The 25,613-nt window shown below is 67.6% G+C and carries 16 protein-coding genes; 9 read left to right on the plus strand and 7 right to left on the minus strand.

Annotated features, from left to right (window positions below; all coding sequences use genetic code 11):
* Positions 1-131: 131 nt before the first annotated feature.
* The 3 genes from KF833_09845 to KF833_09855 all read right to left on the minus strand — a co-directional run bounded on the left by KF833_09845 (position 132) and on the right by KF833_09855 (position 3,425).
* A complete protein-coding gene (locus KF833_09845; protein MBX3745598.1) occupies positions 132-1,550 on the minus strand; it encodes an ammonium transporter in 1,419 nt (472 codons plus the stop codon).
* A 130-nt stretch (positions 1,551-1,680) separates the two neighbouring features.
* Positions 1,681-3,036, minus strand: coding sequence for an ammonium transporter (gene amt / locus KF833_09850; protein ID MBX3745599.1), 1,356 nt, complete (start codon positions 3,034-3,036; stop codon positions 1,681-1,683).
* Between the two features lie 50 nt (positions 3,037-3,086).
* Positions 3,087-3,425 carry a P-II family nitrogen regulator gene (locus tag KF833_09855; protein MBX3745600.1) on the minus strand — a complete coding sequence of 113 codons (339 nt, stop codon included), beginning with the start codon at positions 3,423-3,425 and terminating at the stop codon, positions 3,087-3,089.
* 449 nt (positions 3,426-3,874) lie between these two features.
* Here KF833_09855 and KF833_09860 point away from each other — a divergent pair, with 449 nt between their 5' ends.
* From KF833_09860 to KF833_09870, 3 genes are all read left to right on the plus strand, one after another.
* A complete protein-coding gene (locus KF833_09860) occupies positions 3,875-6,241 on the plus strand; it encodes a DUF1592 domain-containing protein (protein MBX3745601.1) in 2,367 nt (788 codons plus the stop codon).
* Positions 6,213-7,577 carry a DUF1552 domain-containing protein gene (locus tag KF833_09865; GenBank protein MBX3745602.1) on the plus strand — a complete coding sequence of 455 codons (1,365 nt, stop codon included), beginning with the start codon at positions 6,213-6,215 and terminating at the stop codon, positions 7,575-7,577. Before KF833_09860 ends, KF833_09865 begins: the two co-directional genes overlap by 29 nt.
* A gap of 144 nt (positions 7,578-7,721) precedes the next feature.
* Complete coding sequence (locus tag KF833_09870; GenBank protein MBX3745603.1) at positions 7,722-9,953, plus strand: HEAT repeat domain-containing protein; 2,232 nt, start codon at positions 7,722-7,724, stop codon at positions 9,951-9,953.
* Between the two features lie 25 nt (positions 9,954-9,978).
* Here the strand turns inward: KF833_09870 and KF833_09875 are convergent, their stop codons facing one another.
* Genes KF833_09875 through KF833_09885 form a run of 3 tightly spaced genes read right to left on the minus strand, consistent with a single transcriptional unit; the run spans position 9,979 to position 13,051 of the window.
* Positions 9,979-11,109: an ABC transporter permease gene (locus KF833_09875; protein ID MBX3745604.1), complete on the minus strand. Its 1,131-nt coding sequence runs from the start codon at positions 11,107-11,109 to the stop codon at positions 9,979-9,981.
* Positions 11,106-12,050: an ABC transporter ATP-binding protein gene (locus KF833_09880; GenBank protein MBX3745605.1), complete on the minus strand. Its 945-nt coding sequence runs from the start codon at positions 12,048-12,050 to the stop codon at positions 11,106-11,108. The genes KF833_09875 and KF833_09880 overlap by 4 nt, the downstream gene beginning before the upstream one ends.
* A complete protein-coding gene (locus KF833_09885; GenBank protein MBX3745606.1) occupies positions 12,047-13,051 on the minus strand; it encodes an HlyD family efflux transporter periplasmic adaptor subunit in 1,005 nt (334 codons plus the stop codon). The genes KF833_09880 and KF833_09885 overlap by 4 nt, the downstream gene beginning before the upstream one ends.
* A gap of 297 nt (positions 13,052-13,348) precedes the next feature.
* Here KF833_09885 and KF833_09890 point away from each other — a divergent pair, with 297 nt between their 5' ends.
* From KF833_09890 to recQ, 4 genes are all read left to right on the plus strand, one after another.
* Positions 13,349-16,138, plus strand: a complete 2,790-nt coding sequence (locus KF833_09890; protein MBX3745607.1) for a DEAD/DEAH box helicase — start codon at positions 13,349-13,351, stop codon at positions 16,136-16,138.
* 592 nt (positions 16,139-16,730) lie between these two features.
* A complete protein-coding gene (locus tag KF833_09895) occupies positions 16,731-17,678 on the plus strand; it encodes an SWIM zinc finger family protein (protein ID MBX3745608.1) in 948 nt (315 codons plus the stop codon).
* A 48-nt stretch (positions 17,679-17,726) separates the two neighbouring features.
* Entirely contained in the window at positions 17,727-19,517 is a 1,791-nt protein-coding gene (locus tag KF833_09900) for a glycoside hydrolase family 15 protein (protein ID MBX3745609.1), read from the plus strand.
* A gap of 34 nt (positions 19,518-19,551) precedes the next feature.
* Positions 19,552-21,429 (plus strand): DNA helicase RecQ, encoded by a 1,878-nt coding sequence (recQ, locus tag KF833_09905; GenBank protein MBX3745610.1) that lies wholly within the window; start codon positions 19,552-19,554, stop codon positions 21,427-21,429.
* A gap of 42 nt (positions 21,430-21,471) precedes the next feature.
* Here recQ and KF833_09910 read toward each other — a convergent pair whose 3' ends face one another.
* A complete protein-coding gene (locus KF833_09910) occupies positions 21,472-22,386 on the minus strand; it encodes a sulfite exporter TauE/SafE family protein (GenBank protein MBX3745611.1) in 915 nt (304 codons plus the stop codon).
* Between the two features lie 104 nt (positions 22,387-22,490).
* Here KF833_09910 and KF833_09915 point away from each other — a divergent pair, with 104 nt between their 5' ends.
* Complete coding sequence (locus tag KF833_09915) at positions 22,491-23,240, plus strand: hypothetical protein (protein ID MBX3745612.1); 750 nt, start codon at positions 22,491-22,493, stop codon at positions 23,238-23,240.
* Positions 23,241-23,721: 481 nt separating this feature from the next.
* Positions 23,722-25,596: a hypothetical protein gene (locus KF833_09920; GenBank protein ID MBX3745613.1), complete on the plus strand. Its 1,875-nt coding sequence runs from the start codon at positions 23,722-23,724 to the stop codon at positions 25,594-25,596.
* The last annotated feature ends 17 nt before the right edge of the window (positions 25,597-25,613 follow it).

The following is a 25,613-nucleotide window of genomic DNA, read 5'->3' on the forward strand; positions in this document are numbered from 1 at the left end:
TTTTTTGGCCAGCTCCAGTACCTGCTTGGGGGTGCTCATTGGGATCCAGGGGTCAGGCGTTGCGCTTGCTTTGGTTGATGTGATGGCGCCCGCCGCGGCAACGCCATGAGGCGGCGGGCGCAGAGGGGCATTCAGGCGCCGTGGTAGCCTTCCTCGCCGTGCTCGGCGAGATCGAGGCCGGCGACTTCGACGTCCTCGGAGGGGCGGAGACCGACGACGGCTTTGACCAGGAGGGCGAGGAGGACGGTGGCGACGACCGAGAGGACGAGGGTGATGGCGATGGCCTTGATCTGGGCCATGAGGAGGCCGTCGGCGACGTCGGCGACGAGGGGATTGGCCTCAGGGGTGGCGAGCAGGCCGGTGAGGAGGGCGCCCAGGGTACCGCCGACGCCATGGATGCCGAAGGTATCGAGGGCGTCGTCGTAGCCCAGCCATTGCTTGAGTTTCCAGCAGGCGAAGAAGGTGAGGACACCGGAGAGGATGCCGATGATCATGGCGCCGCTGGTGGAGACGAAGCCGCAGGCGGGGGTGACGGCGACGAGGCCGGCGACGACGCCGGAGCAGTATCCGAGGACGCTGGGTTTGCCCTTGATGATCCATTCGGTCATGGCCCAGGCGAAGCTGGCGGCGGCGGCGGCGAGGGTGGTGTTGACGAAGGCGACGGCGGCGATGCCGTCGGCGGCGAGGGCGCTGCCGCCGTTGAAGCCGTACCAGCCGACCCAGAGCATGCCGGTGCCGATCATGCAGAGGACGAGACTGTGCGGGGGCAGGGGTTCCCTGCCGTAGCCGAGTCGTTTGCCGAGGAGGATGCAGAGGGCGAGGGCGGTCCAGCCGGAGGACATGTGGACAACGGTGCCTCCGGCGAAGTCGAGGGCCTTGATGGGGGCATCCGGGTTGACCGCACCGGCCATGAGTCCGTCGGCGGCCCAGACCATGTGGGCGAGGGGGAAGTAGACGACGAACATCCAGAGGGTGACGAAGAGGAGCACGGCGGAGTACTTCATGCGTTCGGCGACGGCGCCGACGATGAGGGCGGGGGTGATGATGGCGAAGGTGAGTTGGAAGACGGCCCAGATGCTGTTGGAGATCCAGGGACCGCCATGACCGACTTCATCGCCGCGGACGCCCTGGAAGAACATGAACTCGGTGCCACCGAGGAAGGCGTTGCCGGTGGCGAAGGCGAGACTGTAGCCGCAGATCCACCAGAGGAGGGTGACCAGGCCGGCGATGCCGAGGCACTGGGCCATGACCGAGAGGACATTCTTGCGTCGGACCAGACCCCCGTAGAAGAGGGCCAGTCCCGGGAGGGTCATGAAGAGGACCAGGGCGGTCGAGGTCATCTGCCACGCGTTGTGGCCGGGGCCCGGGCCGGGGATGAGCGACGTGTCATCATTGGTGCGGGCGCCGTTGTTCATGTAGGCCTCGAGATCGGCCAGGCGGTCCTCGACGGAGGGGAGAGGGGTGGAAGCGTCAGCGCCCAGGGCCTGGAGACAGGGCAGGAGGAGCAGGGCGATTGCGGCGAGGGAGGCGAGGGCGTGACGCGGCATCATCGTGGGGGGGGATGAGGGTTGTCTGGAGTTGTTGGAGGGTGCGACCGGCCCCCCGGCCCCGAAGGGCGACCGGGCCTGGAAGCCACGGTCGCCCGGGGGTGAGGGAACGGGGCCGGGCCCCGCGCAGGGTCTATCGTTCGGCGATCGGCTGGAAGTACGGATACGCTTCGTTGCCGTGTTCTCCGATATCGAGGCCTTCGCTTTCCTCGTCGGCGGAGACGCGGAGACCCATGGTCGCCTTGATGACGAGGAAGAGGATCAAGGCGAAGGCGAAGGTGAAGGCGCCAATGGAGACGATGCCGATGAGCTGGGAGACGAGTTGGGCACCGCCGGCGAGGCCGCCGAAGAGGCCGACGGCGAGGGTGCCCCAGATGCCGCAGGTGAGGTGGACCGAGATCGCGCCGACGGGGTCGTCGATCTTGACGCGGTCGAGGAAGAGCACGGAGAGGACCACGAGGACACCGGCGATGAGGCCGATGACGATGGCGGAGCCCATGGCCATCAGATCGGCGCCGGCGGTGATGCCGACGAGGCCGGCGAGGACGCCGTTGAGGACCATGGAGAGGTCCGGCTTCTTGAGAAGGATCCAGGCGGTGGCCATGGAACCGACGGCACCGGCCGCGGCGGCCAGGGCGGTGGTGACCAGGGTGAGGGAGGTGGCCGCGGGGTCGGCCGAGAGGACCGAGCCGCCATTGAAGCCGAACCAGCCGAGCCAGAGGAGGAAGACGCCGATGGTGGCGAGGGGCATCGAGTGGCCGGGGATGGGGAGGGGCCGACCTTCCTTGGAGTACTTGCCGAGGCGGGGTCCGAGGATCAGGACACCGGCGAGGGCGCCCCAGCCGCCGACCGAATGGACAAGGGTGGAGCCTGCGAAGTCGTAGAAGGGCGTTTCCAGGGCGTCGAGCCAGCCGGCGCCCCACTTCCACATGCCGGTGATCGGGTAGGAGATGGCGACGAAGAGCGTCGAGAAGATCAGGAACGGGCCGAGCTTGATCCGTTCCGCGACGGCACCGGAGACGATGGTGGCGGCGGTGGCGGCGAACATCCCCTGGAAGAGGAAGTCGGTCCAGTAGGTGTACCCGGCGTTGTAGGTGTCGGTGAGGGACGCGACGTCGTCGGTGACCCCGACACCGAAGCCGGCGAAGCCGAACCATTTGCCGGCGAAATCATCGCCCGGGTACATCAGGTTGAAGCCCACGAACGCGTAGGTAAGGAGACCGATGCAGGGGATGAGGGTGTTTTTGAAGAGGACGTTGACGGTGTTTTTGGAGCGGGTGAGGCCGGATTCGAGGCTGGCGAAGCCAAGGTGCATGATGAAGACCAGGGCAGTGGCCACCATCATCCACAGGTTGTGGGCGGTGAAGATCACGTAGCCTGGGGAGGCCTGGAAGGCTTCGAGGTCGGCGTAGGCGGCCTCTTCGGCACCGACGGCCGAAAGCGAGGCCAGGCCGAGGAGCAAGATCAATGGGGCGAATCGTTTCTTCATGTTGGGAACGGATCTGGGCTGGGGTTGTTTCGCGGGCTGGGGGTTGGGGGCTAGACGGCGGTGTCGCCCTTCTCTCCGGTGCGAATCCGGACGGCGTCATCGATGGCCGACACAAAGATCTTGCCGTCGCCGATTTTGCCGGTCTTGGCGGCGCCGACGATCGCCTTGACGGCGGTCTCGACGCGGTCGTCGGGGAGGACGAGTTCGATTTTGATCTTGGGGAGGAAATCGACCGTGTACTCGCTGCCGCGGTAGATTTCGGTATGGCCCTTCTGGCGGCCGAAGCCCTTGACCTCGCTGACGGTCATTCCTTCGATGCCGGCTTCGCCGAGGGCATCCTTCACTTCCTCCAGTTTGAACGGCTTGATGATTGCTTCGATTTTCTTCATGAGCTCTGCGGTTTGGCCGGCTGAGCGGGGGTGTCGGTTGGTCCGGGTTGGGCGAGGAACAGTCCCTCGAAATCCAAGATTACCCCGGGGTCGGGGTCTATCGGACCGGACGGCGTCCTACCCCCGTAGAGACCGCCCGGTCCGAAGACCGAGGGCAGGGGGAACATCCCCGGCCGAGGGGGAACAAGCACCCGGGATGCCAGTTCTCCTGATGGGGACTGAACCGATTGGAAACAGGCGGGTTACCACGAATCCGGCCGGATTGTGGCGGAGTGTCGGTGGGGAGTGGTGTTGCTTTTTGGGCAGATGGTTCGGAATGCGGCAGGGAAGCGGCGAGAATCGAGCGGGATCCGCCATTTGGCTCATGGTTTCCATGGAAGGATTCGGGCTCGAATCCCCTTGGCGCCGACGACCGGGGTAGGGCTATGCTCCGGCGCATGCGGAGTTTCATGAGAGTGCTGAGCGGGCGGATTGGCCCGTGGTGGATTGGCCGGTTGGCGGGGGTGGCGATGGGGTTGCTGGGGGGTGGGGGGATGGCGAGGGGGGGTGGCGACTCCGGGGTGGGGGCGTTCGACTACGTGCGGGATTTGAAGCCCTTCGTCATGGACTACTGCATTGCGTGCCACGGGAAGGAGCGACCGCGGGCGCAGATTGATTTGGAGAGCGTGCCGCCGGCGGGGATTGTGCTCTCCAACCGGGACGTCTGGGACAAGGTGCGGCATGTCATCGAGTCGCGGGAGATGCCTCCGGAGAACCGGCGTCAACCCTCGGAATTCGACCGTCAGGCGACGGCGCGGTTGATCGGGGACGAACTGGAGCGCCTGGAGGCGGCACTGCCGCCAACGGCGGGATTGGTGACGTTGCGGCGGCTCAACCGGAACGAGTATCGGAACACCATCCGGGATCTGCTGGGAGTGGACTACGAGGTGCACGGGGAGTTTCCGCACGACGAATCCGGGTACGGGTTCGACAACATCGGGGATGTGTTGTCGCTGCCGCCGATGCTTTTCGAGAAGTACCTGGCGGCGGCGGAGGAGATTGCCCGGCGGACGATCGTCACGGAAGATCCGGCCCGGCAGCGGGTGAAGCGGCTTCCGGCGGGGGCGTTTTCGACGGAAGCGGATGCGATTTCGACGTTGGAGGAGGAGATCTGGGGATTCTACCGGGAGGGCGAGATTGTGACGGTCCACGCATTCGCGAAGGCGGGGGACTACATCCTGCGTTTGGGGGCCTACGGGGAGCAGGCGGGGTCGGAATTGCCGAAGATGGGGGTGGGGTTGGGCGGACGGGAGATCCATGTGCAATCGGTTCGGGCTTTGGAGGGCCGGCCGGAGACGTTCGAGGTCCCGATTCGGATCGAGGAGGCCGGACCGCAGCGGCTCTCGGTGTCGTACCTGAACAATTTCAATACGGACGGGGATCGCAATGTGTTCATGACCTCGTTTGAGGTACTGGGGCCGCTCGGTGCGGAGGAGGAATCGTATCCGGAATCGCACCGGCGGGTGTTGCCGCGGCGGCCTCTGGCGGGGGAGGAGGCGACGGTGGCGGCGGAAGCCTTGCGGAGCCTGGTGTCGCGGGCGTACCGGCGTCCGGCGAAGGACGAGGAGGTGAGGCGTTTGGTGGGTTTGGTGGAACAGGTGCGGAAGGACGGAGCCAGTTTCGAGGAGGGGATGCGGCTGGCGCTGCAGGCGGTGCTGGTCTCGCCGCATTTTCTGTACCGGTGGGAACTGGATCCCGAGCCGTTGGGGCCCGGGGAGGAGCGGGCGTTGAACGATTACGAGGTGGCGTCGAGGCTTTCGTATTTCCTGTGGAGTTCGATGCCGGACGACGCGCTGCTGGCGGTGGCGGCGGAGGGGAGGCTGACGGAGCCGGACGTGCTGGTGCGGGAGACGAAGAGGATGTTGAGGGATCCGAAGGCGCGGGCGTTGGTGGAGCATTTCGGGGGGCAATGGTTGCAGATCCGCAACCTGGAGGAGGCGGAACCAGACCCGTTGATTTTTCCGGGATGGGGACCGGAACTGCGGGAGGCGATGAAGGCCGAGGCGGAAATGTTCCTGTGGGCCTTGATCCAGGAGGACCGGCCGATTCAGAGCCTGTTGGATGCGGACTTCACCTATCTCAACGAGCGATTGGCGCGTCATTACGGGATGGAAGGGGTGGAAGGGGAGGCGTTTCGGCGGGTGACGTTGCCGGCGGGATCGGCGCGAGGCGGGGTTCTGACCATGGGGAGCGTGTTGACGGTGACCTCCGTCCCGACGCGGACGGCGCCGGTCCTGCGGGGCAAGTGGATATTGGAGCAGATCCTTGGGACGCCGCCGCCGCCGCCGCCGCCGGACGTGCCGGCGATCGAGGAAGGGGAGGAGGCCTCGAAGACGGCGACGCTGCGGCAGCGGCTGGAACTGCACCGGAGCAAGCCGGAGTGCATGACCTGCCATCAGCGGATGGACCCCTTGGGATTCGCGCTGGAGAACTTCGATGCGGTGGGGGCATGGCGGGAGATGGACGGGGTGCACCCGATCGACAACACGGCGGAGCTGCCGGGGGGCCGGACGTTTGTGGGGGCGGCGGGGTTGAAGGAGGTATTGCGGTCGAACGAGGAGTTTCCGCGGGCGCTGACCTCGAAGCTGCTGACCTATGCGTTGGGGCGGGGATTGCAGGTGTACGACCGGCGGGCGGTGCGGGGGATTCTGGAGAACCTCGAAAAGAATGGCTTTAAGTTTTCCTCCCTGGTGTTAGAAGTGGTGGCCAGTGACCCATTCCTGAAGCGACAGCCAGAGCCTGCAATTCATGACCAACATGCGAGTCTCCATCCCTAGAAGGACCTTCCTGCGCGGTCTGGGCGCCTTGGTGGCGTTGCCGGCGTGCGAATCCCTGATGTCGGCGCGGGCGTTGGCGGGCGTGGCGGGGGAACCGTCGTCGCCGCTGCGTCTGGCGTTCCTCTATGTGCCGAACGGCGTGCACATGCCGGACTGGACGCCTTCGTACGAGGGGGCCTTGTCGAGTCTGCCCGCGATTCTGGAGCCGCTGTCGGCGTTCCGGCGGGACATGACGATCCTGACGGGTCTGACGCACGACAAGGGTCGGGCGAACGGGGACGGGCCGGGGGACCATGCGCGGGCGGCGGCGAGCTGGTTGACCGGTTCGCAGGCGCTGAAGAGCGAGGGTTCGGAGATTCGGGCGGGGGTATCTGTGGATCAGGTTGCGGCGGCGGCGATCGGCCATTACACGCGGTTGCCGTCGCTGGAGATCGGGGCGGAGCCGGGGCGTCAGGCGGGCAAGTGCGACTCGGGATACAGCTGCGCGTACTCGAACAACATTTCGTGGCGGAACGACTCGACGGCGATGGCCAAGGAGATCAATCCGCGGGCGGTATTCGAGCGCATGTTTGGGGGCGGGACCGACCGGGAACAGGCCGAGGGTCTGGCGCGGCGCCGGCGGTATCAGAGAAGCCTGCTGGATTTCGTGCATGAGGATGCCAGGGCGCTGGTTCGGAAGGCGTCGGGGCGGGACCGGACCAAGCTGGACGAGTATTTGACCGCGGTACGGGAGATCGAGCAGCGCGTGGAACGGGCCGAGCGGGAGTCGCATCGGGGATTGGAAGGGGTGCCGGACGCGACGTTGCCGGAGGGGATACCGTCGAGTTACGAGGAGCATCTGCGGTTGCTGGGGGACATGCTGGTGCTGGCGTTTCAGACCGACACCACGCGGGTGGCGACGTACATGTTCGCCAACGAGGGCAGCAACAAGCCGTATCCGTTCATCGGGGTGCGGGACGGGCATCACACGCTGTCCCACCACGAGAACGACCGGGAGAAGCAGGAGCGGATCAGCCGGATCAACCAGTTCCACACCCGCCAGCTGGCGTATTTGTTGAACCGGCTGAAGTCCACGCCGGACGGGGATGGCAACCTGCTCGATCACTCGATCCTCGTGTACGGTTCAAGCATCAGCGACGGGAACCGGCACAACCATGACGACCTGCCGGTGGCGCTGTTTGGAGGGGGATGCGGCAGCATTCTGCCGGGGCGCCACATCCGGTATCCGCAAGAGACGCCGATGTGCAATCTGTTCCTGTCCCTGTTGGAGCGGGCCGGAGTGAAGGAGGAGCGATTCGGGGACAGCACCGGGCCGCTTCGTTATCTGGAGGGATAGGAGCAGGGAGGGACTGTCCGCCCGGCAGGCCGGCGATTCGGTCCTTCACGAGTGCAGGTAAGCGTCGGGAGAGCCGAGGGAGGTCCGAGGGGTCCCCTCGGCTCTCGGCTTGAGGACGGTGGGCTGGATGACAGTTGGAATGGCATGAGAGCGACGATCGCAGGACTACTGGTATGGGCTTGGTTGATCGGGGTATCGGGGGCGCAACGGACCCCGGCGGAATACGCCGCTGATCTGGAGTCCACGGATCCCAGGATTCGGAGGGAGGCGGCGTACCAACTGAGCCGGTTGGGCCAGGACGTCCGCGAGGTGGTGCCGCAACTGATCCGGGCGTTGAACGACGATGAGCAGCAGGTGTGGTTTGGGGCGATTACGGCGCTGACGCACCTGGGAGCGGAGGCGGAGCCGGCACTGGAGCCACTCTTGCAGGATCTGGAGGGCTGGCAGCCGTTCCGGCGGAACCGTCAGGGGAGCCAGGCCCTGTATCGAACGGCGGTGGCGTTGGGAGCGATCGGGGAGGCGGCGGTCCCATCGCTGGTGGAGAGGCTGGGAGATCGGCGGTGGCATGTGCGGGCGGGGGCGGCCATGGCCCTGGGGTTTGCGGGGGACTCGGCGCGGCCGGGTGTTCCGGGTCTGGTGGTCCTGCTGGGCGACGACCGTGCGGAGGTCCGAGAGGCGGCCACGGAGACGCTGGCCCGGATGGGTTCCCTGGCGGTGGGTTCGCTGGCCGAAGCGCTTGAGGGCGGGGCAGCGGTAACGCGGCGGGTGGCGGCGGCGGATGCGCTTGGGCGGATGGGGCCCGAGGGGATGCCGGCGGTGGGGGTGCTGCGGTTGCTGGCCATGTCGGTGGCGACGGAGGAGGAGGTCCGGGCGGCGGCTCTGCGTTCCTTGGGGCGGGTGGATCGGGATCCGGCCACGCTGCTCCCGGTGCTGATGGAGGCGTGGCGGGGAGAGGGGGAGACGATCCGGGCTGCGGCGAAGGAGAGGCTGCTTCTGGTGCGACCGGTGGACAGGGCACTGGTGCTGGCGCTGTTGCCGGAGCTGGAGGCGGCGACGGGCGCGGATCGTGGGCGGGTGGCGGGATTGATTGCGGAATTGGGGCCGGCGGCGCGTGGGGCCGGGCCGACCCTGGTGCGGATGTTGCGCCAGGAGGACCGGGCGGATGAAGGACTGGTGACCGCGTTGGCCGGGTTGGGCGTTGGTGGGGTGCCGCTGGTGCTGGAGGCCTTGGCGGGAATGCCCGTGAACCGGGTTTCGGAGGATCACTGGACCCTGGCGGTGTTGCGCCGGGTGGACCGGACCGTGGTGGGCCGGTTGGAGGAGGCCTTGGGGCATGAGGTTGCGTCGGTGCGTATGGGGGCGCTCGAGGGGTTGGCGGCGTTGGGGGAGGATGCGCGGTCCGCGGCGGGGCGGGTGCCCGCCTTGATGGACGACGCCGAGCCGGCGGTGCGGGCGCGGGCGTGGCTGGCGGCGGCCCGCTGCGGGGTGGCGCCTGCGGCGATGGTGGAGCGGCTGGATGCCGGACTGGGCGACGCGGATCTGGGAGTGCGGCGGGCGGCGGTGGCCGGCATTGCGGAACTGGGTGCGGCCGCCGCCCCGGCGGTGCCGCAGTTGGTGGATAAGCTGGGGGCCGACGATGCGGCGTTGCGCGGGGCCGCGGTGCGCGCCCTGGGGGCGGTGGGTCCCGGGGCGGCCGTGGCCGTGAGTCCGCTGGCCCAATCCCTGGCGTTGGTCCCGGCGGGGGATCGGGTGGAGACGCTGGTCGCCCTGGGCCGGATCGGGAGGGCGTCAGCCAGCGCGATGCCGGAGATTATGGAGACGTTGAAGGCCCCGGAGCCGGAGGTGCGGCGGGCGGCGATCGAGGCGATCGGGCGCATGCAGGAGGCGGGGCAGCCGGGCCTGCCGCAGGTGCTTTTGGGGTTGAAGGATGGCGACCCGCGGGTTCGGGCGACGGCGGTGGAAGCCCTGGTGGCGGTGGATGCGGCGGGCGAGGAGACGGTGGCCCGGGTGACAGAATCCCTGGAGGATGAAGTCACCGGGGTTCGGCGGGCGGCCGGGACGGCCCTGGTGCGATTGGAGCAACGGGGCCGGCCAGCACAGGACCGGCTGTTTGCGATGCTGGACAGCGCGGCGGATCGGGGATTGGCCGTCGAGGCCTTGCGGGCGATTCATCCCACGTCGGTTCCGGCACTGATGCGCGCGCTCGAGCACGGGGACTGGACGGTGCGGGAGATGGCGGCGGACGGGTTGGCGCGGTTGGGCCGGGAGGCGAACGAGGCGATGGCGGCGCTGGAACGGGCGTTGCGCGAGGATCCTTACGAGGAGGTCAAGCGGGCGTCGCGTCGGGCCTTGCGCCGGATTCGCGAGGGATCGTGAAGCCGACCGGCGGGGGGGGCGCGACTCAGTCGAGAGTTTGGCGGTAGCGTTTGAGGCCCAGGGCGAGGGCGAGGACCAGGAAGGCGAGGAGGGGCCAGAGGTGGGGGAGGATGTCGGGGAGCGGATTGCCCTTGAGGATGATGCCGCGGGCGATGCGGAGGAAGTGGGTGAGGGGAAGGAGGCTTCCCAGGGACTGGGCCCAATCGGGCATGCCACGAAAGGGAAACATGAAGCCCGAGAGGAGCAGGGAGGGGAGGAAGAAGAAGAAGGACATCTGCATGGCCTGGAGCTGATTGCGGGCGATGGTGGAGAAGGTGATGCCCATGGCCAGGTTGGCGACGATGAAGGGCAGCATGGTGACGAGGAGGAGGGTGAGGCTGCCTTCGAGGGGGACGTGAAAGAGGTGGCGTGCGGCGACGAGAATGGCGGCGGTCTGGAGATAGCCCACAAGGATGTAGGGGATGATCTTCCCGATCATGACTTCGGCGGGGCGGGCGGGGGTGGACAGGAGATTTTCCATGGTGCCGCGCTCGCGTTCCCGGGTGATGGCGACGGCGGTGATGATGACCATGGTCATCGTGAGCACCACGCCGAGGAGACCGGGCACGATGTGGTAGCGGGTGATGCCCTCCGGGTTGTAGCGGCGATGGGCACGAAGTTCCACGGGGCCGGGGCGGGGCCGGAGATGGGCGAGGGGCCCGTGGAGATCGGGATCGAAGGCATGGTCGATGAGCGATTGGACCGCCCCGAGGGCCTGGCTGGTGGCGGCCGGGTCGGTGGCGTCGGCGTCGAGGAGAAGAGCGGGGCGTTCGCCGCGGAGGAGCTGACGTTCGAAGTCCGCGGGGATGTGGACGACGAAGAGGACGTCGCCGCGTCGGAGCAGGCGTTCCGCCTCGGCCTCGGAATCGATTCGGGCGACGATGCGGAAGTAGCGGGTGTTTTCGAGGGCGGTTTCGAGGGATCGGGAGAAGGGGCTGCGATCGGCAGCGAGGATGGCGGTGGGGAGGTCGCGGGGATCGGCATTGATGGCGTAGCCGAAGAGGATGAGCTGGAGGCAGGGGATGCCGATCATCATCCCGAAGGTCATCCGGTCGCGGCGCATCTGGATGAACTCCTTGGCGATGATGGCCCAGCAGCGGGCGAAACTGAATCTCATGGGTGGGTGAATGGCGGCGGGGTGAAATTGTCGGGGGCGCGGTTCATGAGGCTGATGAAGGCATCTTCGAGGCCGGGCGGGATGGGGCGGTATTGGTAGGGTTCACGAACGACCTCGCCAAGGGCCTGGGCCATGCGGACGGGGTCGTGGCCGCCAACATGCAGGACGAGGCCGAAGGGGACGACCTGGTCGATGCCAGGGGTTTGGACAAGGATCGGGGCGAGGGTGGAGACGTCCGGCCCATGGATTTCCCAAGTATGAATGGCGGCCTGCCGGATGACCTCGGGAACGGTGCCGCGGGCCAGGAGGCGTCCGTAGGCGATGTAGGCGAGCCGATGACAGCGTTCCGCCTCGTCCATGTAGTGGGTGGTGATGAGAACGGTGAGGCCCTGGGTGGCGAGATCGTGGAGTTCCGCCCAGAAGTCGCGGCGCGCCTTGGGATCGACGCCTGCGGTGGGTTCATCGAGGAGGAGGAGCCGGGGTTGGTGAATGAGACAGGCGGCAAGGGCCAGCCGTTGTTTCCAGCCACCGGAGAGGACGCCCGCGAGTTGCCGGCGACGGTCGGCGAGTCCCAGGCGGTCGAGGCTGTCGCGGACGGCCTGGCGGCGTTGGGGCATGCGGTAGATGCGGGCGATGAAATCGAGGTTCTCCTCAAGGGTGAGGTCCTCGTAGAAGCTGAACCGCTGGGTCATGTAGCCGACACGACATTTGATCTCGGCGGCCTGGGTGCGGAAGTCGAAGCCGAGGCAGGAACCGGAGCCGGCGTCCGGGGTGAGGAGCCCGCAGAGCATGCGCAGGAAGGTCGTCTTGCCGCTGCCGTTGGGACCGAGGAATCCGAAGATCTCGCCGCGCCGGACCTCGAGGGCGACGCCGTCCACCACGGTGCGGCCCGCAAAGCGCTTGGTGACGTCGCGGACGTCGATGATTGGTTGAGAACTCATGGCAGTCGGACCTCGACGGGTTGGCCGGGCCGGAGGGAGGCGGCGACCCCGGGGGAGACCTCGGCCTCGACCCGAAAGACCAGCTTGGCGCGGGTGTCGCGGCTGTAGATGACGGGTGGCGTGAACTCGGCCCGGGTGGCGACGTGGCGGATCCGGCCGGGAATGGGGGTGTCGGAGCCATCGTGCCGAATCTCGACCTGGCGGCCCGGGGTCATCGCGCCGAGTTGGTCGGAGGGAACGAAGAAGCGGACAAACAGGTTTTCCGGGGGAAGCAGGACCACGGCGCCGGCGCCGGGCGGAACGAATTCTCCGGGGCGGAACAGGATTTCGTGGACGATGGCGGGGAGGGGAGCGGACTGGGATTTCTGACCGAGGGCCCAGCGGGCGCGATCGAGGACGGCGCGCATCGCGTCCCGCTCGGCGGCGGCAGCCTGGATCTCGTCTTCACGTCCGCCGAGGCGGGCGGTCGCCAGGTCGGCCTCGGCCGCATCCAGGGCAGCCTGGGCGGCATTGCGCTGGGTGCGGGCCTGATCGATTTCGGCCTCGGCGATCACCTGGTCCCGGGCCAGTTGTTGACGACGCTGGAACTCGGCGGTCCAGAACTCGAGCGAGGCACGGCCCTGGGCGGCACGGGCCTCGAGAGCGGCGATCTCGGTGGGGCGGCGTCCCTTGAGGAGATTGTCCAGCCGCGCTTCGGCGAGGGCGACGCGGCGTTCGGCCTCCTCGACGGCGGCGCGTTCGAGTCCGGATTCGAGGGTGAAGAGAGGATCGCCGGCCTGGACGTTGTCGCCTCGGCGCACCTCGCACTGGAGCAGCAGGCCTCCCACCGGCGAGGCGACATGGACGTAGTCGGCCTCGATGTAGCCTTGGAAGGAGTCTGGGGGCGGGGGTGCGCAGCCGGCGAGGGCGAGGGTCAGAGCAAGGGCGAAGGCAAAGGCGGGCGCAGGGAAGGCTGGTTGGGTTGATTGTGGGGCTGGAGCGGCGCTGAAAGGGGGAGGCATTGGCAAAGCAATAGCTCCGGGCCGGGCCTGGATGCACGCCGTTTGGGGGGGCTGACGGTTCGAACAGTCGCTGCAGGGAAGGCTTGGCGACGGACCGATGGGTTCGGTCTCGTCCTGCGCGAGGGCATCCCGCTAGGCTTCGTGCGTGATGCAGGCGCTTCGGGTGATTGGTTTTGGGGAGGATGGCCGGGCGAGGGCGGGTCATGGCAGGGGCGTGGGGCGACATTGGAACGGTTTTCGTGATGGGGGCTGGAGTGTCCGGACCCTGGGGGGTGTCAAGGGTTCCTCGGGGCGACCATGAGTTACCGGCTTTCCCTTCATCCCAGCGGGCATCTGCATGTCGAGGAGACGACTCCGGGTGACGCGACGATCTCGCGCGACCTGGGTGAGGATGGGTCTGAATCCGCGGAGGCACCGGCCTGGGTCGAAGCGTTCCGTGTTTCGTCGGCGCAGGGGTTGCTGGCGTTGGTGTCGCACGGGGAGCGGGGGGCGGGGTGGACGGCGGAACTTGGTTTCTGGCGCGAGTTTGCGGTGGCCCATCTGACCGCCGTGGCCCATGCGCCTGAGTTGGCCGAGGGTTCTCCGGTTGATTCGGGGTCGGCGACGGAGCCGCCGCCGGGGTGGTTTCAGGAGTTGACCTTGAAGATTCCGGCGATGCGGGGCGCGGAGTACGCGAGTCTGGAGGTGTTTGCGCGGTTGTGGGGCGAGCTGGACGGGCTGGCACGGGCGGCGGCGAAGGCGGCCGGCGGGTGGAAGCCGTGGCTGGCGAAGGTCCATCCCGCGCTGCATCTGCTGGGCAAGGTGACGTTCCACCTCGCGGAGAACAAGCGGTCGGTCGCGACGCCGTTCGCCTTCATGGCGACCTACACGCACCGGCTGTCGGCCTCGGAGAAGCCGGTGCATCTCCCGTTGGGACGGGCGTTGCAGGAGTACGCGGGGGCGCGGAACCAGAAGGCGCTTCGATCCCTGCTGGAACCGGTGCAACGCGCGGCGGAACGCAGTGAGTGGGTGCGGCAGGCGTTGGACAGCCACCGGGTCTTCCAACCCCAGGCGTGGTCTCCGGTCGAGGCCTACGTGTTTCTCAAGGAGGTGCCAACGATCGAGGACTGCGGGATCGTGACCCGGATTCCCGACTGGTGGAAGGGGGGCCGCGGGCCGCGCCCTCAGGTCCGGGTGCGGGTGGGGGAGAACGTCGTCGCCGGGTTGGGCCAGGACCGGCTTCTGGAGTTCTCGATGGAGACGGCCCTGGATGGGGAACCGTTGACCGAGGAGGAGTGGCGCGCCCTGACAAGTGCCTCGGATGGATTGGTGCAGTTGCGCGGCCGCTGGGTCGAGGCGGACCGCGAACGGCTGCAAGGGGCGTTGGAACACTGGAAGCGGGTCGAGAAGGAGCTGGCTGGGACCGGGGTGCCGTTCTCCCAGGCCATGCGCCTGTTGTCCGGGGTGCGGCTGGGATCGGACAGGATTGACACGGGCGACGCATCGGCGGCGCCCGACTGGTCCGAGGTGGTGGCGGGAGGATGGCTCCGGGAGGCCCTGAATGCCTGGCGTCAGACAGCGCCTGACGCGGACTTCGACCTCCATCGCAATCTGCGTGCCCGGCTGCGTCCCTACCAGGAGGTTGGGGTTCGCTGGCTCCGACTCCTTCAGGAACTCGGCCTTGGGGCGTGCCTTGCCGATGACATGGGGCTGGGCAAGACCCTTCAGGTCATTGCGCTGTTGCAGCACCTGAAGGACCGAGCCGCCGCCCGGACGATGCGGAAGGGGGAGCGGAAGGGGGAGCCTCGGGTTTCGGGTCCGGCGTTGCTGGTGGCGCCGGCGTCGTTGCTGGCCAACTGGCGAAACGAGGTGACCCGGTTCGCTCCGGGATTGCGGATGGGATTCGCCCATCCGGCGGAGGGGGTGGAGGAAGGCTGGCGGGAGGGCAGCGAGGCGTTCGTCGGGGGGAAGGACCTGATTGTGACCACATACGGTCAGGCAGCCCGGCTGGACTGGCTGGCCACGCGCGAGTGGGCGTTGGTCGTGCTGGACGAGGCCCAGGCGATCAAGAATCCCGGGGCCCGCCAGACGCGGGCTGTGAAGCGCCTGCGGGCGCGGGCGCGCATCGCATTGAGCGGAACGCCGGTCGAGAACCGGCTGGGGGATTTGTGGTCGTTGTATGACTTCCTGAACCCCGGGCTGCTGGGATCGGCGACGGAGTTCTCACGGTACGTGAAGGGGATCCGGGCGGCGGCTTCCCCGGACTTCGCGCCCTTGAGGCGCCTGGTGCGTCCGTACCTGCTGCGGCGGCTCAAGACGGACCCTTCCATCGTGCCGGATCTTCCCGAGAAGACCGAGTTGACGGCCTACTGCGGGCTGAGCCGGAAGCAGGCCGGGCTGTACGCGCGGAGCGTGGAGGAACTGGCGGAAGGACTGGAGTCGTCCGAGCCGGGCATTCAGCGGAGGGGCCTCGTGCTGGCGTTCCTGATGCGATTCAAACAGATCTGCAACCACCCCAGCCACTGGTTGGGCGACGGCGAGTTCGCTGCGGACGACAGCGGCAAGTTCGGGCGCCTGACGGAATTGGCGGAAGAGATCGCCTCGCGGCAGGAGAAGGTGCTCGTCTTCACGCAGTTCAAGGAGATGACGGGCCCCTTGGCGGCGCACCTGGCCGCAGCGTTTGGAAGGGCGGGCCTGATGCTGCACGGATCCACACCGGTCCGGGAACGACCCAAGCTGGTGGCGGCATTCGAGCGCGAGGACGGGCCCCCGTTCTTCGTGCTTTCGCTCAAGGCGGGCGGAACGGGGTTGAATCTCACGGCCGCCAACCACGTGATCCATTTCGACCGCTGGTGGAATCCGGCGGTGGAGAACCAGGCCACGGACCGGGCGTTTCGCATCGGTCAACGCCGCAATGTCCTGGTCCACAAATTCGTCTGTCGCGGAACCGTCGAGGAACGGATCGACGCCTTGATTGCAGAGAAGCGGGCGCTGGCGGATTCGGTCCTGGGAGGGGAACCCGGCGCGGAGACCCTGCTGACGGAGATGTCGGACGAGGACTTGCTGCAGTTGGTCGCGCTGGACATGAAGACGGCGGGCGCGGAGTGACTCGGTGCCACGATCGCCGGCGGGTGGGGTTTGGAAATGGGCTGAATGGGTGTGCATATGCACGAAGTTTGGGTCGGTTGGATCGGGGGAACGGCGAGGGCGGAAACGCGGGGGTGGAGTGGCGGGCGGGAGGTTGGGAATGGACTGAATTCCCGTGCATATGCACGAAGTTTGCGTCGGTTGGGTCGGGGGAACGGCGAGGGCGGAAATGCGGGGTGGGGTGGCGGGCGGGAGGTTGGGAATGGACTGAATTCCCGTGCATATGCACGAAGTTTGGGTCGATTTGGGTCGGGGGAACGGCGAGGGCGGGAACGCGGGGGTGGAGTAGCGGGCGGGGGTTGGAAATGGACTGAACTGGCGTGCATCTGCACGAAGTTTGGGTCGATTTGGGTCGGGGGAACGGCGAAGGCGGGAACGCGGGGGTGGAGTGGCGGGTGGGAGGTTGGGAATGGACTGAATTCGCGTGCATATGCACGAAGTTTGAGGCGATGGGCGACAACCGGGAGGGAGGGAAGGCTGTTGGGGAGGGAAGGCTTGCTTCTGGATCGGGCGAACCGGGAGGCTGCGTCTGCGCGAGCGATTCATCCTGACCATGTCCTGGTACTCCTTTCGCCCCTATGTGTCGGTGGCCCAGCGTCGGCGGGAAGCGGAACAAACGGCCCGCAAGATGGCCCGGAAGGGCACGCCGCTGAACCCCGTGGTGGTGGGGCGCACCATCGCCCGGACCTTCTGGGGGGAGTCGTGGTGCGACAATCTCGAGGCTTACAGCGATTACGCCAACCGACTGCCACGCGGCCGCACCTACGTCCGGAACGGATCAGTGATCGATCTCCAGGTCGGGACGGGAACGGTCAAGGCGCTGGTCCAGGGAAGTTCGCTTTATCGCATTGAGATCGGCATCGCCGCTCTCGACAGGAAACGCTGGATCGCATTTCGGGATCGATGCGCCGGCAAGGTGACGAACCTGCTCGATCTCCTGCAGGGCCGCCTTTCCAAGGAAATCCTCCGGGACATTGCCGCCCCGGGCCAGGGCCTGTTTCCGTCGCCGAAGGAGATCCGGCTTTCCTGTTCGTGTCCCGACTGGGCGGTCATGTGCAAGCATGTGGCGGCGGCGCTTTACGGCATTGGCGCGCGTCTCGACGAGCAACCGGAGCTGTTCTTCACGCTGCGAGGCGTGGATATGAGGGAATTGCTCGCCGCGGCCACGGAAGCGGTGGCCGCACCCCGGTCGAAGGGTTCCGTCACCGACCCGACCCTGGCGGGGGAGGATCTGGGCGCGATTTTCGGGGTGGAGCTGGAGACGGGCACCCTGATGGACGGGGCGGTTGCGGCAACGAAGACGGCAACCGGCGCCTCGGGGACAGGCCGGAGGAAGACCCCGCGAAGCGTGACGCGGCGAAGCGCGACCCGGGGAAAACCCGGCGCGGGTGCCGGCGGGGGCGGTTCCGGGATCGGGAAGGCGGCGAGCGCCGGGAAGCCGGGGGCGGCGAAGCGGCGTTCGAAGGTCAAGGCGGCGGTGCGGCGGCGGGTTCCGGGGTGATGAAGGGATGGTCATGGGGGCGGGGATGGCGTAGATCGGGGGCGACTTATGGCGCTCGCACTTGAGGACTACGCGATGATTGGGGACTGCCAGACGGCGGCGCTGGTGGGACGGGATGGATCGATCGACTGGCTGTGTCTTCCGCGGTTCGATTCCGGGGCGTGTTTTGCGGCGCTGCTGGGGGGCGAGGAGCACGGGACGTGGCGGATTGCGCCGGCGGGCTGGGAGGGGCGATCGGAGCGGGCGTATCGGGGTCCGACGCTGGTGCTGGAGACGGAGTTCGTGACGCCGGAGGGGGTGGTGGCGGTGGTGGATTTCATGCCGCCGCGGAGCGGGGCGGCGGATCTGGTGCGGATCGTGGAGGGGCGGAAGGGGCGGGTGGAGATGGAGATGACGCTGCGGATCCGGTTCGACTATGGATCGATCGTGCCGTGGGTGCGGGCGATCGAGGGGGGAGCGGTGGCGGTGGGGGGGCCGGACACGCTGCGGTTGGTGGGGTCGGTGCCGGTGGAGGAGCGGGATGGGGCGTGGGTGGCGCGGTTTGCGGTGGCGGAGGGGGAGCGGGTGTGTTTCGACCTGACCTGGTACCGGTCGCACGAGGCGGAGCCGGCGCGGATCGACCCGATGGGGGTGTTGAGTTCGACGGTGGAGTATTGGAAGCGGTGGGCGGGGCACTCGACGTACCGGGGTCCGTGGTCGGAGGCGGTGACGCGGTCGCTGGTGACCTTGAAGGGACTGACGTACGAGCCGACGGGAGGGATTGTGGCGGCGCCGACGACGTCATTGCCGGAGCATCTGGGGGGGCAGCGGAACTGGGATTACCGGTACTGCTGGTTGCGGGATGCGACGTTCACATTGTATGCGCTGGCGGGGGCGGGGTATCTCGACGAGGCGCGGGCGTGGCGGGAATGGCTGTTGCGGGCGGTGGCGGGGAGGCCGTCGCAGGTGAGCATCATGTATGGGGTGGCGGGGGAGCGGCGGTTGCCGGAACTGGAGCTGGGCTGGCTTCCGGGGTATGAGGAATCGCGACCGGTTCGGATAGGGAACGGGGCGTACCAGCAGTTGCAGATCGATGTGTTCGGGGAGGTGCTGGATGCGATGCACCGGTGCTGGCGGATGGGGTTGGAGCCGGCGGAGGATGCGTGGCGGGTGGAGCGGGCGATGGTGGAGTATCTGGAGACGCACTGGGAATCGCCGGACGAGGGGATCTGGGAGGTGCGGGGACCGCGGCGGCACTTCACCCATTCGAAGATGATGGCGTGGGTGGCGCTGGACCGGGCGGTGAAGGGGATCGAGTGCTTCGGTCTCGAAGGGCCACTGGAGCGGTGGCGCGAGGTTCGGGCGCGGATTCACCGGGACGTGTGCGAGAAGGGGTATGCTGCGTCGCGGGGGGCGTTCACGCAGTCGTACGGTTCCGAACTTCTGGATGCGAGCCTGTTGATGATGCCGCTGGTGGGGTTTCTGCCGGCGGAGGATGTGCGGGTGCGGGGGACGATCGAGGCGATCGAACGGGAGTTGACGAGGGACGGGTTTGTGTCGCGGTACCGGACGGTGCCGGAGGTGGACGGATTGCCGGAGGGGGAGGGGGCATTCCTGTTGTGCACGTTCTGGCTGGCGGACGCGCTGGTGCTCCTGGGGCGGCGGGAGGATGCGCGGCGGGTGTTCGAAGGCGTGCTGGCGGTGAGGAACGACGTGGGATTGTTGTCGGAGAGTTTCGATGTCGAACGGCGACGGCTGGTGGGGAACTACCCGCAGGCGTTCTCGCATATCGGGTTGATCAACACGGCGTGCAACCTGGCGGAGGGGGTTGGTCCGGCCGAATCGCGATGCCGGGAGTGAGGAGCGCGTCGGATCGATGGAGGGTGCGGAAGGCATGAGGAAGGAGGGCAAGGACGTGCAGGACACCGGCGGGGATCTCCACGGACTGCTGGAGCGGCATTTCGGGTTCCGGACCTTCCGGCCGTGGCAGGAGGAGATTGTCCGGGACGCGCTGGCGGGGCGGGATGTGTTTGCGGTGCTGCCGACCGGGGGCGGGAAGTCGCTGTGCTTCCAACTGCCGGCGCTGGCACGGCCGGGGTTGACGGTGGTGGTGTCGCCGCTGATTGCGTTGATGAAGGACCAGGTGGATGCGCTGACGGCGGCGGGGGTGTCGGCGACCTATCTCAATTCCTCGCTGGCGGCCGGGGAATCTCGGCCGCGGCTGCGGGGGTTGCATGCGGGGGAGTACCGGTTGCTGTATGTGGCGCCGGAGCGGCTGATGCTGTCGGGGTTTCTGGAGGATCTGCGCCGGTGGCGGGTGGCGCAGTTCGCCATCGACGAGGCGCATTGCATCAGCGAATGGGGGCACGATTTCCGTCCGGAGTACCGGCAGCTGGCGCAGTTGCGGGCGTTGTTTCCTGAAGTGCCGATGATGGCGCTGACCGCGACCGCGACCGAGCGGGTGCGGGGGGACATTCTGGAGCAGTTGCACCTGCGGGATCCGGGGGTGTATGTGGCCAGCTTCAACCGGCCGAACCTGACCTACCGGGTGCGGGCGAAGGCGGGGGCGTACGAGCAGACCCTGGCGTTCGTGCGGGCGCGGGCGCAGGAGGCGGGGATCGTGTATGTGCAGAGCCGCAAGGGGGCGGAGGGACTGGCGGAGAAGCTGGTGGCGGACGGGGTCCGGGCGGCGCCGTACCATGCGGGCCTGGCGCCGGGGGATCGGGCGCGGAACCAGGAGCGGTTTCTGCGGGACGAGATCCGGGTGATCTGCGCGACGATCGCCTTTGGAATGGGGATCAACAAACCGAACGTCCGGTACGTGATCCACTACGACCTGCCCAAGAACATCGAGGGGTATTACCAGGAGACCGGGCGGGCCGGTCGGGACGGGCTGCCGAGCGAGTGCCTGCTGTTGTTCAGTGCGGGGGACGTCCGGAAGCAGCTTCAGTTCATCGAGGAAAAACCGGACCCGGCGGAGCAGGAGGTGGCGCGGGGGCAGTTGCGTCGGATGGTGCACTACGCGGAGTCGGCGCTGTGCCGTCGGGTGGAGCTGCTCGGATACTTTGGGGAGAATTACGGGGAGGCGGCGTGCGGGGCGTGCGACAACTGTCTGTCACCGCGGCCGACCTACGATGGGACGATCGACGCGCAGAAGTTCCTGTCGTGTGTGTACCGGATCCGGGAACGGAGCGGGTTTGGAGTGGGCGTGGCGCATGTCATCGACGTGCTGCGCGGCGCGGAGACGGAACGGATCCGGCAGTGGGGTCATGAGACGTTATCCACGTACGGGATTGGGCGGGACAAGGACAAGGGCGGATGGGGAGCGGTGGCGCGGGAGCTGATGCGGCTGGGGTATTTGCGGCAGGCGACCGGGCGGTATCCGACGCTGGAGGTGACGGACGAGGGGATGGCGGCGCTGCGGGAGCGGCGTGCGGTGCGCCTGACGCAGCCGGTGGGGGAGGATCGGCCGGCGGCGCCGGGGCGCGGGGAGATTGCGTGCGACGAGGTATTGTTCGAGCGGTTGCGCGGGCTGCGGAAGGAGATTGCGGACGATCTCGGGGTGCCGCCGTACATCGTGTTCGGGGACGTCTCCCTGCGGCAGATGGCGCGGTTGTATCCGACCACGGCGGAGGCGTTGCGGCGGATCAGCGGGGTTGGGGACCACAAGCTGCGGCAGTTTGGCCGCCCCTTTCTGGAGGCCATCGAACTGCATTTGCAGAGTCACGCCCGGCAGATGTTCGGCGACGAGACGTTTGGATCGGGGCGATGACCGGGAGGGCCGTGGTGCGCGGGGCGGGTTGGTGGACGCAGGCTAGACAAGGCCGATGAGGCGGAGGGAGGCGAGGACGGCGAAGGCGAGGACGAGGGTGTCGAAGGCGCGTTGGGGGAGGCGGTTCATGACGGCGCGGCCGAGGAGGAGTCCGGCGGCGATGGCGGGGAGGAGGAGCGCATTGAAGGCGAGGGTGGGGACGGTGATGAGGCCGAGCTGGGCGCTGAAGGGGACCTTGATGAGGTTGATGAGGAGGAAGAACCAGGCGGCGGTGCCGAGGAATTCCTGTTTGGGGAGGGCGACGGCGAGGAGGTAGAGGGCCATGACGGGACCGGCGGCGTTGGCCAGCATGGTGGTGACGCCGGCGAGGAGGCCCATGGTCCAGGCGAAGGTGCGGGTGTGAGGGACACGGCGCCAGGCGTCGGGTCGCCAGTCACGGGTGACTTGAAGGGCGGCGAGGGCGAGTACGATGCCGCCGATGACGGGGCTGAAGCGGGTGTCGGGGAGGTGGCGCATGAGGGCCCAGCCGGCGGCCACGCCGATGACGGCGGGGGGGAGGGTGCGGGCGACATGGGGCCATTGGGTGTGGCGTCGGAAGAGGCCCATGGCACCGAAATCACCGGCGATGAGCATGGGGAGGACGACGCCGGTGGATTGGAGGCCGGGGAAGAGGTGGGCGAAGAGGGCGACGTGGAGGAGGCTGAGTCCGGGCAGGCCGCTCTTGGAGACACCGATGCCGAGGGCGGCAAGGACGGCGATGGACCATTCGAAGGCGGAGAAGGAGGGGAGGGGCGGGGATGTCACGAGTGGGGAGGGACGGGAAATGAAACCTGAAGACTGAAACCTGAAACCTGAAACCTGAAACCTGAAGACTGAAGACTGAAGACTGAAGACTGAAGACTGAAACGGGATCCAGTTCCCACGCGGAATGGGAGGTCCGGGGGAGATCGAACCCATCGGGCGGGCCCAAAGGCGATGATCGAAACGGTATGCCTGCGGGATCGAGAACGAGGACGAGGACCGCCCTTCGGGCTGAGTACGAGTCTGCCCGGCCCCCACGGATGGGTGCTGCGACCCCTGGCGGGGTGGTGTGCGCGGTGGGGCTTCTGCCCGGGGCGGTCCCCGACGAACCGGACGACCTCGCCAGAGGGCGGCGGATGGCTCAGTCTGAGGCCATGACCACCGAGGCGATCCAGGCGGCACTGGGCGAGATTGGGCGGGAGACAGACCCAGCGGCCAAGCACCTGAAGCTTGCCAGCCTCGTTTCAGCGGTCTTCCGGCAGCGCGGCATCGAACTGGTCGTCGTGGGCGGGTCTGCGATCGAGTTCTACACGGATGGTGAGTACGTCTCCGGGGATCTGGATTTATGTCTGGTCTCACCCGCCCGCATCGATCTACGGACGCGCCAGGAACGGATGGGCCTTCTGCAGGCAGCTGGAGGGCCCCGGAGCTGGCAGGTGGCCGGCCAGTACGTGGATCTCCTTGGGGAGGTGGAGACCCTGGCGAAGACGCCCTTCGCCGAACTGACAGGTCCTTACGGGCCGGTGCGTTTGATCAGTCCGGAGGATCTGCTGGTCGAGCGCCTGCTGATCTCGATCTATCCCCAGCCCTACGCCCCTGCGGATCATTGCGCGCGCAAACTTCTGGCGGTTGCCCTCTGCGGTCAGGTCGAGGTGGACTGGGCCGAGTTGCGTCGCCTTGCTGCCGGGCCCGCGTTCGATATTCTCCCGTTGCTGCTGCAGCGCGTCGGTGAGATCTCGAATGAGCTTGGAACCTCCAATCCCTATCATTCCGAAGGGACGAGTCCTTAGCTGGGAGGACTGGGAGCGGGGTCGGCGCGCCCGGCGCGAGGCGGGCAACCGGGTTGCGCCGCCGAACATTCAGCGTGGGACCAGTTCGAGCGATGGGCGGCTGCGCCGATTGTTTCGGGGTGAACGAGGCCTGCCGTTTCCCGGTGACGACGAGGCCGGAGGCGTCCGGGCTGCCGCGCACGGGTCGTCGGCGTCGGGGCAGGCGGACCGCGGATTTCGGGACCGGGCATGAAGACGGCGGGAAGGGGGTGCATCGGGATGAGGACTCGCGGAGCTCGTCCCTCCGAGCGGAAGGGGGGAGGTGCAAGCGGGGGGCTGAGATCCAGCAGGGCGCAAGGGTGTGGGGCGTTGGGATGAGGACTCGCGGAGCTCGTCCCTCCGATTCGGTGGCACCTCGGCCACAACTCCGGGATCCACTGCGGCACGAAAACGGCACACTCGCAGGCTGGTCATGGTTTGGGGGTTTCGGTAGCAGGAGGCCATGACTGCGGGTTGCTGGAACCGATCGGTTTGGGTTGTGGTGGGGTGCCTTCTTGGGGCGGGTGAGGGTTCGGGCGGGGTGGAGACTGCGGGGTCGGGACTTCGGCTGGATCAATGCCAGGTGATTGGCACCCACAACTCCTACCATGTGGAGCCGGGGCCGGTGATGGAGGCGTTGATACGACAGAACCGGCCGGAGGAGGCGGAGGCCCTGGGCTACACGCACCGCGCCCTGCGCGAGCAGTTCGGTGTGCTGGGGGTGCGCCAGATCGAACTGGACGTGTTTGCCGATCCGGAAGGGGGGCGGTACGCGGTGCCGCGTGGTCCGATGCTGGCGCGGGCGAGGGGGTTGTCCGAGGTTCCGTCGCACGATCCGGGCGGGGTATTGCGGGGGCCGGGGTTCAAGGTGCTGCATGTGCAGGACATCGATTTCCTGACGCGGAACCTCACCTTTCGGGATGCCCTCGAGGAGATCCGGGACTGGTCGGCCGCGAATCCGTTTCATTTTCCGATTTTCGTGATGGTCGAGCTCAAGGAAGGGGCGCCGGGGCCCGAGTTCACGCCGGCCCTGCCGTTCGATGAGGCGACCCTGGCGGCGCTGGATGCGGAGATCCGGGAGGTCCTTCCCGCGCGGCAGCGGTTCGAGCCCGATCAACTGAGGGCCGGGCGGCCGACGCTGCGCGAGGCGGTGGCGGGGAGGGGATGGCCGGAGGTGTCCGCGCTGCTGGGGAAGGTACTGTTCGCCATGGACAACGAGGGAGCGGTCCGGGAGCGATACCTGTCCGGGGCTCCGAATCTTGAGGGGCGGGCGATGTTTGTTTCGGTGGATGCGGGTCATCCTGCGGCGGCATGGATGAAGCGGAACGATGCGGTGGGAGATTTCGAGGGGATCCGGGACCTGGTGCGTCAGGGATTCCTGGTGCGGACGCGGGCGGATGTGGGGACGGTGGAGGCGCGGAGGGACGATGGAACGCGACGGGACCGGGCGCTGGCGAGCGGGGCGCAGTTTGTCAGCACGGATTATCCGGAAGCGGATCTGCGGCTGAGTTCCTACGCGGTCCGGCTGCCCGGGGGGGTGGTGGCACGGGCGAATCCGGTGAGTGGCGGGCATCTCCCGGTGGCGGCCGACCTGGAAGTGCTGGCGCGGCAGACGGCGCCGATCCAGAACGCGATGGGGGAGGCGGCCCACCGGTTGCGGCGACTGGCGGAGGCCTCGGAACACTACCGGACGGCCCTGGAACTGGAACCGCCGGGGGAAGGCACGGCGGAGGATCTGGGGTTGGCGGGACGCTTCGCCCCGGTGCTGCACATTCATCGGGACGAGCCCTTCGGGTTGCGCGACGTGGCGGTGGTGATCCATCCGCGGCGACCGTGGATCGGATACCATTTGTTCTGGGACGACGACATTGATTTTCCCGACGACAACGACCCGTGTGACCACGAGGTGATCTGGGTGGAGTGCGATCCCGGATGGGGTCGTGCAGTGGCGGTCCACACCTACTTTCACGGGAGGATTCTGACCCACCGTTTGGAGGGCGGTCAGCGGCCGGAGGTGGCGGTGGAGTGGGGCAAGCACGGCAGTCTGCCGCTCGACGGGACGGGGCGGCTGGCGTTCGAACCGGAGTCATTGCGGCAGCATTGGCGGCGGTTACGGGAGACCGGTCGGCGGGCGGCGGACCATCCGCTGGGGCGGGGCTGGCCGGCGCGGTTCGAGGGAGGCTACGATTCGTTTGTGACCTTCGACCGGTCCCTGGGGCTGGCGGACCGGATTCAGGAGACCCGGCAGGTCATGCGGAGCCGCTGGCCGAATGGGGTGATCCATCGGTGGATGCTGCCGTACAATTTCGCGGTCAAGACGCGATGGCCGGAGGGATGAGCAGGCAGGGGTGAGGG

Source organism: Verrucomicrobiia bacterium (genome assembly GCA_019634625.1).
Lineage (GTDB): Bacteria > Verrucomicrobiota > Verrucomicrobiia > Limisphaerales > CAIMTB01 > CAIMTB01.

Coding starts and splice junctions, on each gene's coding strand:
- recQ (MBX3745610.1), top strand. CDS start 19,552: ATGAGGAAGGAGGGCAAGGACGTGCAGGACACCGGCGGGGATCTCCAC.
- KF833_09895 (MBX3745608.1), top strand. CDS start 16,731: ATGTCCTGGTACTCCTTTCGCCCCTATGTGTCGGTGGCCCAGCGTCGG.
- KF833_09890 (MBX3745607.1), top strand. CDS start 13,349: ATGAGTTACCGGCTTTCCCTTCATCCCAGCGGGCATCTGCATGTCGAG.
- KF833_09865 (MBX3745602.1), top strand. CDS start 6,213: ATGACCAACATGCGAGTCTCCATCCCTAGAAGGACCTTCCTGCGCGGT.
- KF833_09900 (MBX3745609.1), top strand. CDS start 17,727: ATGGCGCTCGCACTTGAGGACTACGCGATGATTGGGGACTGCCAGACG.
- KF833_09870 (MBX3745603.1), top strand. CDS start 7,722: ATGAGAGCGACGATCGCAGGACTACTGGTATGGGCTTGGTTGATCGGG.
- KF833_09845 (MBX3745598.1), bottom strand. CDS start 1,550: ATGATGCCGCGTCACGCCCTCGCCTCCCTCGCCGCAATCGCCCTGCTC.
- amt (MBX3745599.1), bottom strand. CDS start 3,036: ATGAAGAAACGATTCGCCCCATTGATCTTGCTCCTCGGCCTGGCCTCG.
- KF833_09885 (MBX3745606.1), bottom strand. CDS start 13,051: ATGCCTCCCCCTTTCAGCGCCGCTCCAGCCCCACAATCAACCCAACCA.
- KF833_09920 (MBX3745613.1), top strand. CDS start 23,722: ATGACTGCGGGTTGCTGGAACCGATCGGTTTGGGTTGTGGTGGGGTGC.
- KF833_09910 (MBX3745611.1), bottom strand. CDS start 22,386: ATGGGTTCGATCTCCCCCGGACCTCCCATTCCGCGTGGGAACTGGATC.
- KF833_09875 (MBX3745604.1), bottom strand. CDS start 11,109: ATGAGATTCAGTTTCGCCCGCTGCTGGGCCATCATCGCCAAGGAGTTC.
- KF833_09880 (MBX3745605.1), bottom strand. CDS start 12,050: ATGAGTTCTCAACCAATCATCGACGTCCGCGACGTCACCAAGCGCTTT.
- KF833_09860 (MBX3745601.1), top strand. CDS start 3,875: ATGAGAGTGCTGAGCGGGCGGATTGGCCCGTGGTGGATTGGCCGGTTG.
- KF833_09915 (MBX3745612.1), top strand. CDS start 22,491: ATGGGTGCTGCGACCCCTGGCGGGGTGGTGTGCGCGGTGGGGCTTCTG.
- KF833_09855 (MBX3745600.1), bottom strand. CDS start 3,425: ATGAAGAAAATCGAAGCAATCATCAAGCCGTTCAAACTGGAGGAAGTG.